The organism is Cryobacterium inferilacus, from assembly GCF_019599185.1.
In the GTDB taxonomy this organism is placed as follows: Bacteria; Actinomycetota; Actinomycetes; order Actinomycetales; family Microbacteriaceae; genus Cryobacterium; species Cryobacterium inferilacus.
Window position 1 is genome coordinate 22,583 of sequence record NZ_JAIEUL010000027.1, and the last position, 14,830, is coordinate 37,412.

At 71.2% G+C, this 14,830-nt stretch carries 8 protein-coding genes; 1 reads left to right on the forward strand and 7 read right to left on the reverse strand.

All coding sequences use genetic code 11. The features are described 5' to 3' along the window. The first annotated feature begins 41 nt into the window (after positions 1 to 41). A complete protein-coding gene (locus tag K2F54_RS17390) occupies positions 42 to 1,802 on the forward strand; it encodes an HNH endonuclease signature motif containing protein (protein WP_220607118.1) in 1,761 nt (586 codons plus the stop codon). 226 nt (positions 1,803 to 2,028) lie between these two features. On the opposite strand, the gene K2F54_RS17395 is transcribed toward K2F54_RS17390, so the two are convergent. The 7 genes from K2F54_RS17395 to K2F54_RS17425 all read right to left on the reverse strand — a co-directional run bounded on the left by K2F54_RS17395 (position 2,029) and on the right by K2F54_RS17425 (position 14,584). Then, a complete protein-coding gene (locus tag K2F54_RS17395; protein WP_220607119.1) occupies positions 2,029 to 5,733 on the reverse strand; it encodes an Ig-like domain-containing protein in 3,705 nt (1,234 codons plus the stop codon). A 328-nt stretch (positions 5,734 to 6,061) separates the two neighbouring features. After that, positions 6,062 to 8,803, reverse strand: coding sequence for a hypothetical protein (locus tag K2F54_RS17400; protein ID WP_220607120.1), 2,742 nt, complete (start codon positions 8,801 to 8,803; stop codon positions 6,062 to 6,064). Then, on the reverse strand, positions 8,800 to 9,486 hold the full coding sequence (locus K2F54_RS17405; RefSeq protein WP_220607121.1) for a response regulator: 687 nt from the start codon (positions 9,484 to 9,486) through the stop codon (positions 8,800 to 8,802). The genes K2F54_RS17400 and K2F54_RS17405 overlap by 4 nt, the downstream gene beginning before the upstream one ends. Positions 9,487 to 9,628: 142 nt before the next feature. Beyond that, positions 9,629 to 10,333 (reverse strand): thymidine kinase, encoded by a 705-nt coding sequence (locus tag K2F54_RS17410; RefSeq protein ID WP_220607122.1) that lies wholly within the window; start codon positions 10,331 to 10,333, stop codon positions 9,629 to 9,631. A 49-nt stretch (positions 10,334 to 10,382) separates the two neighbouring features. Continuing rightward, on the reverse strand, positions 10,383 to 11,714 hold the full coding sequence (locus K2F54_RS17415; protein WP_220607123.1) for a hypothetical protein: 1,332 nt from the start codon (positions 11,712 to 11,714) through the stop codon (positions 10,383 to 10,385). Next, positions 11,711 to 12,976: a sensor histidine kinase gene (locus K2F54_RS17420; protein WP_220607124.1), complete on the reverse strand. Its 1,266-nt coding sequence runs from the start codon at positions 12,974 to 12,976 to the stop codon at positions 11,711 to 11,713. The genes K2F54_RS17415 and K2F54_RS17420 overlap by 4 nt, the downstream gene beginning before the upstream one ends. 465 nt (positions 12,977 to 13,441) lie before the next feature. Then, entirely contained in the window at positions 13,442 to 14,584 is a 1,143-nt protein-coding gene (locus K2F54_RS17425) for an Ltp family lipoprotein (RefSeq protein ID WP_220607125.1), read from the reverse strand. Positions 14,585 to 14,830 lie beyond the last annotated feature (246 nt).

Consider the following 14,830-nt stretch of genomic DNA (forward strand, 5'->3'; position numbering starts at 1 on the left):
ATTTCCTCGCATTCTCGTCTGATTCGTGGGAGAATGGGGGCATGGACGAAGACCTGGCAGGTGGCTCCACAGAAGCAGCGGGAAGCACTCCCGCTGCACCGGCATCCGCCGATTGGAACACCAGCCTCGCCGTCCCGGCATCCGCTGGCCCAGCTGACGGTTCTTTCGCAGGGCGCGGGTCTGAAACGCGGGAACGGCTCATGGGTGCCAGCGCCGACGCCCCTCGCCCGCCCAAGAAGCCGCGGCCGCAGTGGCAAGACCCCGCCGATCTTCCCGCGGTGCAGAAGGTGCTCGCCGGGCCGTTCGGCGAGAAGCTGCGGGCGGTCGAAGCCGCCACCCGCACCACTCAGGCCGTGTTGGCGTCGATCGACGTCGAGGGGCTCAGCGACGCCGAGGTTGTGGCGCTCACCCAGGTGGTGGAGCGGGCCGGCCGGCCGGTGGATGCGGCCCGGGTGCGCACCGCCGCCGTGGTCGGCGACCGGTCCCGGCCCGGGCTGGGCAATGAGTCGCTGGCGTGGAGGCTCGGCGCCCCGCACCAGAACGATCTGCTCACCCGGCTGACCGGAGCGACGATCGCCGAGATGAAACGACGGATGCTGCTGGGCGACAAGACCGGTCCCCGCGTCGTGGGCGGCACCGTGCTCGAGCCCGTGTTCCCCCTGGTGGCTGCGGCACTCACGGCCGGAGAGCTCGGGGTGGACGCTGCGGCGATCATCGTCAACGAGCTGGCGGACTACAAGGTGCACGGCCGCTTCGACGCCGATCAGGACAGGGTAGATGAGGCCGAAGCGGGCCTCGTGGAACGCGCGACCGGGTCGATCTACGGACACACCGGCGATGGCGCCGGGGCTTCGGGCGGCGGCGGCGTGGACGGCGCTGGCACCGGCCCGATCGGCCGGCTCGGCGACTCCGAGGGGTTCTCATACACCGCCGAAGAGATCCGCGAATTGGCCGCCCGCAGCCGTGCGCTTCTGAACCCAGACGGCGCCGCGCCGAACGAACCGGTTTTAGAGGCGAAGTCCAGCATCACGTTCGGCGAAAAGCGCGACGGGCTCTACCCCCTGCGGGGTGGAGTGACCCCGGATCTCAAGGGCATCATGCAGAACCTGTTCAACACCTACCAGTCCGCCCGCAGCGCCCCCAAGTTCCCCTCCGCCGAGGAGCAGCAGCGCATCGAAGCCGGTGAACTCATCCCCGGAGAAATGCTCGACGAGCGCACCGGCGGGCAGAAGCGGGCCGACATCCTCCGCGGCATCCTCACCCAGGTGGCACAGGACCCCCGCACCCCGACCATGGGCGGCATGCCCCCCACCGTGATGGTGCACGTGAACGCCGAAGACCTCATTCGAGGCGCCGGATTGGGCTGGATCGACGGGGTGGATGCGCCGATCTCGATGCGCACCATCAACCAGATGGTCGACAACGGCGGCATGCAACCCGTCTACCTCGCCAAGAACGGTGCCGTTCTCGGACTAGGCCAGAAAGTCCGGCGCTTCACCCCGGCGCAACGTAAGGCGATCACCGCCCGCGACGGCGGATGTGTCATTCCCGGCTGCTGCGCCCCCGCCCAATGGGCCGAGGTGCACCATGTCGTTCCCTGGGGGCGGGGCGGGAAGACCGATGTGTCCAACGGGGTACTGCTCTGTTGGTTCCACCACCACACCATCGAGACCTCGGGCTGGGAGATACGCATGGTGAACGGGATGCCACAGGTGAAGGCACCTCCCTGGATCGATCCCAGCCGCAAGTGGCGCAAACCGGAGCGGCATCGGGCATCCGGGCCCAGCACGAAGAGCAGCTGAGGCAGGGTGCACTGTCTGCTCCGACGGGCACAGCACAGCGTGGGGCGCCCTGTGAGATTGGGTTGCGGGGTCTCGACAAGCTCGACCAGCGAGGCTGGCGAACGTTGAGCGCGTGTGAGATTGGGTTGCGGGGTCTCGACAAGCTCGACCAGCGAGGCGGTTGGACGGAAACGCCCCGTGGCACATTATGTGCGACGGGGCGTTTCTGTGGCTGTGACGCTAGCCGCTATGGCGCTTCGCGGCTGCGGCGACGGAGGAGCGCGACCCCGGCGAGGATCAGCCCGACCAGGACGAGTCCCCCGGCGGCGGCCAGCAGCAGGCCGGCGTCGAAGCCCGTCTGGGCGAGGGAGCTGCTCGACTGCACCGGCGGCGCTGCATCGACCTGCTGCGGCACCGACGGCGCCGGGGCCGCCTGCTGCTCGACCTGCACGGTCAGCGCCGACCAGCCGAAGACCGCACCGGCGGCGTCCTGCACGATGACACGGTGCTCGCCGGCTGCCAGGGCGGTGGGCACCTCGAGGTCAATGGTTCCGTCCGCGGAGGCGAGCTGCCAGGACGTGGGCATCGGCGTGGAGAAGAACCAGGTGAAGTACCACTGATTGGGCACCAGACCGGAGATCGTGAGCGGGTCGCCGGTGGTGACGGTGCCGTCGCTCAGGATGATGCCGCCCTCGACGGCCACCGTGATGTCGGCCTCGCCCGGGGCCGCCGGGGTGTCGGTGGGCTGCGGGTTCTGTGTCGGCGGCTCGGTGGGGGTCGGGGTCGGCTCGGCGGTGGGACCGGGGGTCGGCTGCGGGGTCGCGGTCGGCTCGGGGGTGGGCTCGACGGGCGGCGTCGGTGCCGGGGTGCCCGTGGGGGCGGGGGTTGCGGTGGGCTCCGGCGTGGGCCCGACGGGAGGCGCCGGGGTCGCGGTGGGCTCCGGTGCCGGTGGGGCGGTGGGCGCGGGGGTCGCGGTCGGCGTCGGCGTCGCGCTCGGCTCCGGGGCGGGGGTCGGGGTCGCGCTCGGCTCCGGGGTGGGAGTCGGGGTCGGCGTGGGCGTGGGGGTTGGCTCCGGGATCGGCGGGGTGGTGGTGTCGATGGCGTAGCTGTTCGAGTCGGTGGTGCCGACGCCGGCGTTGCCGGCAGCATCCGTCACGCCGGCGAGGTCGAGGGTGATCAGGTTGGCCGGCTCGGTGATGTCGACGGTCGGGGTGAAGGTGCCCGTCCAGGTGGTGCCGCCGTCGGCGGAACTCACGCCGTCCGCGGTGCCGTTGGCGATGCGGCCGTTGGCGACCGTGACGTCGGTGACGGTGAGGCCGGTGACGGTTTCGGAGAAGGTGAACGTGACGAGCGAGGTCTCACCGGCGGTGAGGGTGTCGTCGGCCACGACCACGGTCGCCGTGGGGCTCTGGGTATCGACCGTGTAGTTCGCGGAGTCGACCGTGCCGGTGCCGGTGTTGCCGGCCGCGTCGGTCACGCCGGCGAGACCCAGGGTGATGACGTTGGTGGTGGCGGTGACGGCATCCGTGGGGGTGAACGTCGTGGCCCAGGTGAGGCCGCCGTCGGTGGACGTGAGGTCGGTCAGCGCGCCGTTTGCGGCGGTGAGGTCGGCGGTGTCGAAGCCAGTGATGGGCTCGGAGAACGTGACCGTGACCGGCGAGGACTCCCCGCTGGCGAGATCGGCGTCGGTGAGCACGACGGTGGCGGTGGGGCGCTCCGTGTCGATGGCGTAGTTGCTCGAGTCGGCCGAGCCGGAGCCCGCGTTGCCGGCGGCATCCGTGACGCCGGTGAGGTCGAGGCTGATCACGTTGGCCAGCGCGGTGATGCCGGCTGTCGGGGTGAACGTGGCCGTGTAGGTGAGGCCGCCGTCGGCGGAACTGAGCGCGGATACGGTGCCGTTGGCGACGGTGAGGTCGGCGTCGCCGAGGCCGGTCACGGCCTCGGAGAAGGTGATCGTGACCGGGGAGGTTTCACCGGTGGCCATAGCGGTGTCGTCGAGCACCACGGTAGCCGTGGGCAGCTCGGTGTCGATCGTGTAGTTGTTCGAGTCGGCCGTGCCGATGCCGGGGTTGCCGGCGGCATCCGTCACGCCGGTCATGGCCAGGGTGATCAGATTGGTGCTGTCACTGGTGTTTTCGGTGGGCGTGAGCGTTACGGTCCAGGTGATGCCGCCATCGGCGGAGCTCAGGGCGGACAGGGTGCCGTTTTCAGTGGTGAGGTCGGCGTTGGTGAAGCCGGTGACGGCCTCGGAGAACGTGATTGTGACCAGGGAGGTCTGCCCGACGGTCAGGGTGGTGTCGTCCACGACAATGCTCGCCGTGGGGCGCACGGTGTCGATCGCGTAGTTTGCGGAGTCGACGGTGCCGGTGCCGCTGTTGCCCGCACGATCGATTACACCGGTTTGGTCCAGCGTGATGAGGTTGGTGGAGTCGGTGAGGTTGGCTGTCGGAGTGAAGGTGGCCGTCCAGGTGCGGTTACCGTCGGACGAGCTCACGCCGGACATGGTGCCGTTCGCGATGGTGAGGTCGGCGTTGGTGAAGCCGCCGACGGGTTCGGAGAAGGTGACTGTGACCAGGGAGGTCTGCCCGACCGCCAGGGCGGTGTCGCCGAGGACGATGGTGGCGGTGGGGCGTTGGGTGTCGATCGCGTAGGTGTTGGAGGTGGCTGTGCCGGAACCCGCGTTGCCGGTGGCGTTCGAGACACCGGCGAGGTCTGCGGTGATCACGTTGCTGGCGCTGGTGGTGCCGCTCGACGGAGTGAAGGTTGCCGACCAGGTGATGCCGCCATCGCCTGAACTCAACGCCGTGAGAGTGCCGTTCTCGACGGTGAGGTCGGCGTTGGTGAAGCCGGCCACGGCTTCGGAGAAGGTGATCGTGACCGGCGAGGTCTCGCCGACGTTTTGCGACTGGTCGGCGACGACGATGGTGGCCGTCGGACGCGTGGTGTCGATCGCGTAGGTGTTGGAGGTGGCCGTGCCGGTTCCGGTGCTGCCGGCGGCATTCGCGATGCCGGTGAGGTCGAGGGTGACCTGGTTGGTGGTGGCGGCGGTGCCCTCGGTGGGGGTGAGAGTCGCGGTCCAGGTGAGTCCGCCGTCGGACGAGCTCGGGGCGCTGAGTGTGCCGTTGGCGGCGGTGAAGTCACCGGCGTCGAGGCCAGTGACGGCTTGGGAGAACGTGACGGTGACCAGCGAGGTCTCCCCCGCGATGAGTGCAGTGTCGGACACCGCGACGGTGGCGGTGGGCCGGACGGTGTTGATGGCGAAGGCGTTCGAACTCGCCGAGCCGAGGTTGGGGTTGCCGGCAAGGTCCTTGATGCCGGAGTAGTTGACCGAGATCCGGTTGGTGGCGGCCACAGTGGCAGCCGCCGGCGTGAACGTCGCCGTCCAGACGGTGCCACCGTCGGCGGACGACACTGCCGTCAGGGTGCCATTCGATACACGGACGTTGTTGCCATTGGTGAAGCCGGTCACCGGTTCGGAGAACGTGAAGGTGACGAGGGAGGTCTCGTCCGCGTTGATCGCGGTGTCGGCGACCACGATGGCGACGGTCGCGAACTTGCTGTCGACAGCGAAGGTGTTGGAGGTGGCCGTGCCGATGCCGCCGTTCGCATCCGTGACGCCGGTGAGGTCGAGCGTGATCACGTTGGTGGCGGCGGTGATGGATGGTGTTGGGGTGTAGATGGCCGTCCAGGTGATGCCACCGTCTGCGGAGCCCAACTCGGTGAGGGTGCCGTTGGGCACCGTGATGTCGGCGTTGGTGAAACCGGTCACCGCTTCGGAGAAGGTGAACGTGACCGGCACCCTCTGTCTGAAGACGACTGTCGAGTCGGACACGACGACGGTTGCCGTGGGCGGCACGGTGTCGACCGGGGGTAAGGCGAGGGCGGTGGCCGGCCAGCCGAGCGCGAGCGCGAGGGCGGTGACGGTGGTGAGTGCAATGGCGCGAAGGCTCATTCGGGTCCCTGTCTGGGAGAGAAGAGGGGACCGTGGATCTGGTCGCCGCGAGTTCAGATTAGCGGGCGGACGGGGCTGGAAGGCCAGGTTGCATGCAAATTCTTGAGTGTGGGGCTCGGTTGGGGTTGGGCGGACGGGGGCGGCGGGTGGTGGGTGGCCGGGGGCGGCTTCTTTGCGGCGCGCGGGTTGTGCGCCGTTTCGCGGGCTGCGCACCACCCGCGAAGCGGCGCTTTACCCGCGCAGCGCGAATGGGGCAGGGTCGCCGACGAGCGCGCGGGCGGGGTGGAGGGGAAGCTGACTGGGCGCCGGGGGTCGGGGCAGGGCGGAGCTAGAGGGCGAGGGCGCCGGTGGGGTCGATGGAGAGCAGGCGCGGGGTGCCGGACTCGATCACCAGGGTGGCGAGGTCGGGGCGTCCGGGCGGGAGCACGCGCACGGTGATTTTGCCGGTGTCGACGGAGTCGAGCACCTCGGCGACCGTGCGGGCCAGGGTGGGCAGGGCCTCGGGTGGGGTTTCGCCGCTGTCGTCGAGCACGGTAACCTCCACGCCGCGTTGCCGGGCGGCGCTGACGGCGCTGATGACCGGCTCGACGAACAGGGCGCGGCCGCGGATGGCGTCACGCAGGCCCGCCTCGATGTGCAGACAGTCGGCGCGCTCCTCGGTGCTGAGCGGGATGGGCAGGGCGAGGCGGCGCAGGGTGGGCCGGGCGAGGGCGTTGACGCGCATGAGCTCGGCCTCGCGCTCAGTGATGGCGGCGACGGTGGTGGCGTCGCGGGTGGCGCGGGTGATGTCGTTGGCGGTGAGGACCGCGAGGGTGCGCTCGGTGCGGCGCAGGCCCACCACGAAGAGGGTGCCGGCGAGCAGAGTGCCGGCGTGCCGGCTGATGAGGATGAGCGCGGTGAGCGGCGTCTGGTCGGTGCCGAGCGCCCAGATCAGGGCGAGGAGGCCGAGGCCGACGTAGCCGAGCCAGGCCCAGCCGACGTGCCCGCGGAAGGCGAGGACGAGCAGGATCATGGTGATGGCGCCCAGGTGCCAGTGCGGGAACGGCCCGGCGCTGTTCGCGGGGGTATAGACGAACATCTGGATCGCCCCGACGGTGCAGAGACCGAGAATGAGGAACATGCGCGGGCGCAGCACCGGGCGGTTGAAGTGGATCATCAGCACGGCCGCGGCCAGCAGGATCACGAGGTAGGCGCCGATTGCCAGCTGGTGCGGCCGGCCCGGCTCCAGGTCGATGAGGGCGAGCAGGCCGTGCACCACGCCGTAGAGCACGAGGATGCTGCGTCCGGCGACGACGGTGAGCCCGATGGGCTGCGACATCGAGCGCAGGTCGGCAGGTTCGGCTGCGGGGGCGGTTGGGGCTGCGGCTGCGGCTGCGGCAGGGTCCGGTCCGAGATCGACCAGTTGGCGGGAGATGGCGCGGCGGTCCGGCTGGGCGCGGGCGGCACTGTGGGCCGGCAGCGTTGCAGCGGCGGGAGCGGCGTGCCGACGGTGGGGCGGGTTGGTTGCGCGGGTACCGGCGGTGCCGGTGCCTGCGCTGGTGGCGGTGCCGGGCGTGGGGCCGGGGCCTGCGCTGGTGGCAGTGCCGGGGGCGGCGCCGGGGCCTGGGCCGGGGGCGACGATGAGTCGCTCGGGCGCCCAGGTGATGACGACGTCGGTGCCGGTGCCAGGGGCGGAGCGGAGGTTGGCGGCGCCGCCGGGCACCTGCTCCATACGACCGATGATGCTCTGCGCGATGCCGAGGCGTTCCGGCGGCACGGCGACCGGATCGAAGCCGACGCCGTCGTCGCTGACGGTGATCTGACAGCCGTCGACCGTGCTGAGCAGGGTGATGCTTCGGCGCACCCTACGGCTGCCCCCTCGGCCGGGCTCGGAGGCGGGGCCGGCGGTGGCAGGCGGGCCAGCGGCGTTGGCGATGGAGTTGCGCAGCGCCTCGCCCGCGGCACCCAGCATGGCCGCGACCGCCACGGCGGGCACGGTGCGTTCCACGGCCGCGCCGCCGCCGGCGCTGGCCGGGTCGTCGACGCGCACGACGGCATCCGGGGCCACTTGCGCGGCCAGCCTGGTGAGCCGGCGCACGATGTCGGAGACCAGCACGACCGGTTGCACGGGCGGTTCGCGGAGCGCGTCGAGCTGGCGGAGGGTCTTGGCGGCGTGCGAGGACACCACCGGCAGGGGGCTGTGGCCGAGGCCGGCCATGAGCAGGGTGGAGATGACGCTGTCGTGCACGAGCGCGTCGATGCGCAGGCGCTCCTGCCGCCGGGCGACCCGGGCGGCGCGGCGGGCCTCGGCCTGCCGGATGAGCACGGTGGTTTCGTCGACCCGGGCGGCGGCGCGGCGGGCGGTGAGGGTGAGGGCCACGAACACGCTCACCAGCAGCAGCGAGAACAGGGCGTCGGCGAGGCCGACCAGCACCGGAGTGCTTTCGGTGGTGGTGCGGAACCGCACCAGGCCGCTGAGCGCGGTGGCGAGAACGGTGAAGGTCCAAGTGAGGCGGGGACCGGCGAAGACCGCTACCGCCACGGCGGGCACCCCGGTGTAGGTGATCATCCACGGGATCTCGGCACCGGGCGGCAGCGGGCCGGGCGACAGATACCAGAACAGGCAGATCACGATGTAACAGACCGCCTGCAGGGCGACGATGGCGTGCAGGGTGCGTGGGCGCGCCCATCCGCTGCACAGGGCCAGCACCACGGGCAGGCCGAATGCGCTGAGCCACGCCGCCGCGGCCAGGGGCGGGGCGGGATGCCAGCCCTGCGCGAGGAAGGAACCCAGCGACAGCAGGCCGAAGATGATGCCGGCCGCGCCGACGGCGATGCCGAGCACCCTGGTGAGGTTGGCGGTGGCGGAGGGGGCCGATTCGGGTGGGGCAGGCGCGGGCAGGTCGGGGAACGGGGTGGGCGCGGTGCTCGGTGTGGTGGGGCGGGTGCCGCGCGGGCTCGGCGTCGTGGAGCCGGTCGGCAGTGGGCCGGTGGCGCCGGTGGGAGTCGGGCCGGTGGGGCTTGTCGGGGTGGCGCCGGTCAACGGGTCGGTACCCGTTGGAAGCGCGCCCGGCAGGCCTGACTTGCTCATGCGCGGCCGGGGATGGGCAGGATGCCGTCTTCCAGGGCGCGTTTGTACAGGTCGATCTTGGTGTTGGCCGGCCGGCCCACCTTCTCGTATTTCGACCGCACCCGGCGGATGTAGTCGACGACGGTGAGCTCGGAGAGTCCGGTGTGCGAGGCCACGAGCGGCGCCTTCGCGCCGGCGGCGTAGAGCGAGAGCACCTGGCGTTCCCGCGGGCTGAGGCCGGCGTCGGCGAGGTCGGGGTCGCCATCCAGCGCGGCCGCCCACTCGGTGGAGGCGATGGTGTCGCCCGCCGCGGCCCGGGTGACGGCGTCGAGGAGCACCTCGGCAGGTTCGGACTTGCGCACCACCCCGAGCACGCCGGCGCGGGCGGCGGCGCGCATGGCGCCGGCGTCGTCGCCGCCGGTGAAGGCGAGCACCTCGGCGCCGGTGGCGCGCAGGTTCTCGACGTTGTCGGTGACGGTGGAGCCGTCGGAGAGGCGGAGGTCGAGGATGACGAGGTCGACGCGGCCGGCGGGGTGGTCGGTGGGCGGGTCGGTCGGCACCTCGGCCAGCAGTTGCGCCTGCAGCTCGGCGACGGTGGCGACCGTGGCGACGACCTCGATCTCGGGGATCGTGGCGAAGAGCCCGGCGAAACCGCGCGCCACGATCTCATGATCGTCGATCAGGGCGACCCGGAACCGGTGCATGCGATACCTCTCGTGGCGTGTGCGATGGCCCCCGAAGTGGGTGCCCTGATAAATAACGGCTTTTGCGCATGAATGCGCATCCCTAGGCTAAGGACGGGGAACACGCCGGGGGGGGCTGGCTGGGGCGCTCTCGATGATCGGACTAGGTTCCGGTTGGTCGATTGAGCGCCCCCGCTCCCCCGCCCCCGGTGTCTGTGCTGTCAACGGATGCGTGAACGCTGGGCACCGGGTCGCGGCGGCGGTTGTTGAGCACGCCGTGGCTCTCTTCGAGGTAGCACGAGCCGCAGAGCGACTCGTAGGTGACCTCGACCCCGTCGATGGCCACCTGGTCGCCGTCGAAGACGAACCGGCCGTTCATCTGGCGGCCGTTGAAGACAGCCTTGCGCCCGCAGCGGCAGATGGTCTTGAGCTCTTCGAGGCTGTGCGCCACCTCGAGCAGACGGCGGCTGCCGGGGAACGCGACGGTCTGGAAGTCGGTGCGGATGCCGTACGCCAGCACGGGCACGTTCTCGAGGATGGCGATGCGCAGCAGGTCATCCACCTGGGTTTCGGTGAGGAACTGGGCCTCATCGACGAGCAGCGCGGAGACGTCGAGGCCGGTGGCCTGGAGCGTTTGGGTGCGGTGTTGCTGGAAGAGGGCGTACGCATCCGTCTCGGGAGTGAGCAGGAAGTCGACGCCGCGGGTGACGCCGAGGCGGGAGAGGATGCCGCGGTCGCCCTTGGTGTCGACGGACGGTTTGGCCAGGAGCACCCGGTGGCCGCGTTCTTCGTAGTTGTAGGCGGCCTGGAGCATGGAGGTGCTCTTGCCGCTGTTCATTGCGCCGTATCGAAAATACAGTTTCGCCATTACTGCCGGTACCGCCCTTGTTGGTGCTGATGCGTTGGTTCGTTGGGGTTCAGCGTACTTGGCGCGGCGGTTGCGGCGCGCGTACCCCAATCGGGGTGGCCGGGGTGGCGGGGGCGGCCGGCCTGGCCGCGGTGGGGCTGACCGGGCGCAGGGCGTCGAGTTCGATGATGAGGGAGGGCCGGCGCACGGTGACCCGCACCGAGTCGAAGACCACGCGGAGCACACCGAGGTAGGGGCGCAGCAGTGCGCGGGACTTGCGCGGGGGCAGGTCGATGGCGGCCTGGATGGTGATGGTGTCGAGGTGGGTGATGGGGATGTTGGGGGTGCTGGTTGTGGCTTTGGAGTTGGGCGTCCTGGCGGCGGGGCCGGTTTTGCGCAGCTTGGGCGTGCCGGTGACCTGCACGACGAGGGTGTGCGGGTCGAAGCCCTGGGCGGCGCAGAGGGCAGCGAGACTGGCCGCGGTGGAGGCGCGTTGTTCGGCGGTGAAGTCGGTGGCGCGGTGCTCGGGGTCGGCGACGACGAGGAGCCCGGGGGTGCCGCGTTCGACCAGGGCGGCGCGTTCGCGGGCGATGACGGAGTCGAGCCAGGTGCGGTCGATCTCGGCGACGAGACTGCGGCGCACCTCGCCGGCCAGGTGGTTGGCCTGGGCGATGTCGAGCGCGGTGACGGTCCCCCGCTCGAGCAGTTCGGTGAGGAACGGGATGACGCCGGACTTGAGCTGGGTGACCTGCTGCTCGACGACGGCGCGGGCCAGTTGCCCCCTGGCCTCCTCGGTGCGGGCGACGATGGCGCGGCGGGCGTCGTTCTGCCAGATGAGGATGGAGCGCACGATGCGACGGGAGTACGCGGCGCCGGCCGCGGCGGGCGCGAGGATCTGGGTAACCGAGACGATGGCGTACACGGCGACGGGCACGTCGAGGCGGAAAGTGCCGGTCTGCGGCAGGGTGAGCGCGATGGCGATGACGCTCGCGGCAGCGCCGGACCAGGCGATCTGCCGCCACGGCCGGTACGGCGCCAGGGCGAGGAGGAAGAGGCCGATGCTGATGGGGCCGAAGTCGTCTTGCACGAGCTGGTTGGAGCCCCACCGGCTGAGCACCTCGAGCACGTAGCCGAGTACCGCGCAGCCGAGCATGAGCAGGTGCAGCCGGGCGCCGAACGGCGAGCGGGCGGGCCCGGTGGCGTAGATGAGGGTGGCCGCGGCGGCGACCATAGCGAGCAGGGCGAGGGTGGCGAGCACCGGATGCTGCACCTGGTCGGCCTGCAGCAGCGTGGCGATGACCGCGTAGCCGAGCACCACCGCGCAGATGGCGGGGGCGAGCGGCCAGGCGGCGAGGGTGCCCAGCGGGTCGAGGCGCTGCTGGGTGGCGCGGCGGCCGGTCACGGGAGGACCTGCGCGGTGGGGGTCTCGTCCGCGAGAGCGTGCGTTGAGGGCGCAGCCGGGGCGGGGGCATCCGCGGGGGCGGGGAGGGTGAGCAGCACGGAGGTGCCGGCGCCTGGACGGGACCAGATGACGACCGTGCCGCCGAGGCGCTCGATGCGTTTGCGCACCGATTGGCGCAGGCCCAGCCGGTCGGTGCCGGTTTCGGACTCCATGAAGCCGGCGCCGGCGTCGAGCACCATGACGGAGACGTTCTCGGCGTCGGCGTCGATGACCACCTCGGCGGAGGCGATGCCGGCGTGCAGCAGCACGTTCACGAGGCACTGTTGCACGGCCAGGCCCAGCTCGCGGTCCTGCTCGGGGTTGAGGCGGCCGAGGGACTCCTTGTCGCCGGTGATGTCGACGACCAGACCACGGTCGCGGCTGCGGTCGATGGCTCGGTACACGGCGCTGGACAGCCATCCGTCGCCGCCGGCGGGCGCCGTGGCGGTGCGTTCGTCGACGTGGGTAAGCCAGTCGCGCTCGGCGAGGGTGGTGAGGGTTTCGCGGATGCCCGCCTCGAGGCCGCGGCTGAGCGGGCCGGGTTTGGCGCGGGCGACCGAGACCAGCTGGTTGAGGGTGGTGTCGTGCATGAGGGCGATGGCGCGCACGTCGAAGTCGTGGCGGAGGGTGCGGGCCTCGTCGTCTTGCACGGCGCGGTGGATGGCGGGTTGGGCGGCGCGTCCGGTGCGGCGGGTGAGACCGTCGAGGAACATGACGCCCACGAGCATGAGGTAGGTGACGATGGTGAAGACGTCGGGGCGGTCGGGCACCGGGGTTTGCGAGACGGCGAGGGTGGCGGCGACCTCGGCGAGGAGGAAGCCGAGGGTGCTCCAGAGCACCCCGACGAGGGCGCCGGAGCCGGCCCCGCCGACCATGATGAGGGCCATCTTGGGCAGGGAGATGAGGAACAGGTCGCTGGAGGTGAACCCGCCGGGCATGCCGAGCACCGCGCCGGTGAAGAGGTAGACGCAGGCGGCGCCGAGCACGAGGTACGCGATGGTGAGCGGCACCGTGCGCCAGCGGGCGAGCAGGGCCAGCAGGGCGGCCATGCCCACGATGGCGGCGACGGTGAGGAGCAGGCGGTCGGTGAGCTGGTCGAGGCTGATCGCGATCACGGATGCGAGGGCGCCGGCCAGGCAGACGAGGCCGAACCAGTGCGACGCCCTGGCGAGGGCACGGCTCAGCGTGGCCTGGACCAGGTGGCCGGGGAGACCTAGTGACATTGCGTCCTCTTCGCTCGAGACATTCCGCGATCGATTATCTCAGGCGGGCGGGGCGGTGGGTGCGCGGGCGGGGTGGGGTTGCTCGGGGGCGGTTGGGTTGCTCGGGGGCGGCTGGGGCGGGCTGGTGCTGGGCGGATGGCTGTGGCTGCACCTCGTACGGGCGACCGCGCCTGCTATAGAGGGCGCGATTACCGGCAGGAGGTGCAGTGAGCACCGGACGGAGTGGGCGGCGCCCCGTGGGTGCACCCGCTGTGGCTGGATGCGCCAGCTATAGGTGGCGCATCCAGCCATACGGGTGTCATTGACGCCCGACGGGCGGGCGACGGCACGGGGAGGGCTGGGGGCGCCGGGCGGGCCGGCTCGTTTAGGGGGCGAGAGCGCCGCACCTCGTGCGGGCGATCGCGCTCGCTCGAGGGGGCGCGGTCGCCGAGAGGAGGCGCGGTGACGCCGGCGCTGCCGGGGCGGCTAGTCGTCGAGGTTCTCCATGGCGTAATCGGCCTCGGCTTGGGTGAAATCGCCGCCGTACTCGGTGGTCAGTTGATCGCGGATCTCCGCGGGTGACATCGACATCTCGTCCCGATAGAGCTGGGCGGTCGCAAGTGCGTTGGCCTCCCAGTCCGCCGTGACGGTGTCGATTGCGTACTGAGCCGCCTCGGGCGACGCCCCTTCGCCGTACTCGGAGACGAGCTGGTCGTAGATTGCCGCCTTGCTCATGTCCATCATGTTCGCGTAGATGTCGGCTGACTCCAGCGCATCCGTGTAATCGGCCGGCACAGGTGCCGCATTGGGGTCGACGGCGGGTGCGTCGGATGCGTCGTCGGCCGGCTCGGTGTCCTGGGGTTCGGTGAACTCGTCGGCCGCGTCCTGCTCGTCTTGCTCGGCCTGCTCGGCCTGCGACTCGGCGATGGCCGTCTCGGCCCGGGTGGCCACCCCGTTCACATAGGCCGCGATGCCGATCGTCACTGCGATCGAGGCAACAATGGCGACGCCACCGAGGATGGCGCCGGTGAGCGCCAGGACCTTGGGCTGGCGCTGGCGCAGTGCCGAGATGCCGATCACGACGGCGGCGAGACCGACGACGACCCCGACGATGGGGATGAACCCGACCGCGAAGGCGCAGATACCCACGATGAGGGCGGCCATCGCCAGGCCCTTCGCCGGGGTCAGCGGCGGGTGGGGCGGTCCGGGCTGGGGCGGCCCCTGCTGGGGCGGTCCCTGCTGCTGCGGGGCCGGTGGCGGCGTCGGCGTGGTCGGCGCTGTGGTCGGCGCTGTCGGTGTGCCGGCTACTGACGCAGGTCCGTAGGGAAGAGCGGCGGCGGGAACGCCGGCAGGCTCGGCGTCGGGAGCGGGCGTCTCGGCGGGAACGCCGGCAGGCTCGGTGTCAGGAGTGGGCGTCTCCGCCGGACCGCCGGCAGGCTCGGTGTCAGGAGTGGGCGTCTCCGCCGGACCAGAGGCGGGCGGGGCGACAGGCGCGACGTCGGGCGCATCCGCAGAGGCGGGCGGGGCGACAGGCGCGACGTCGGGCGCATCCGCAGATTCGGGCGGCGGCTGTGCAGAATCAGGTCGGGGCTCATGCGAGCCGTCCCCCAACGGTTCAGATGTAGTCATGGGCCGAGTATGGCAGAGCGGCCGAGCGGCACACTGCGTGCCGCCGCGACCAGCGGGGAGCCGGACCGGCGCCTGCCCGCGCGGCGGCGTGCACAACTCCTGCAATTCTCGAGGCCCACCGCCGCGGATGCCGCAATTCCGCGGCTGATTTCGGCGGCGGCAGAATCCAGCAGGAGCGGTAGGGCCCCTGCGGGGCACTGTGGGGTGAAAAAATATGCCCCTGGTCGCGTTTGTGAGTCTGGCTTG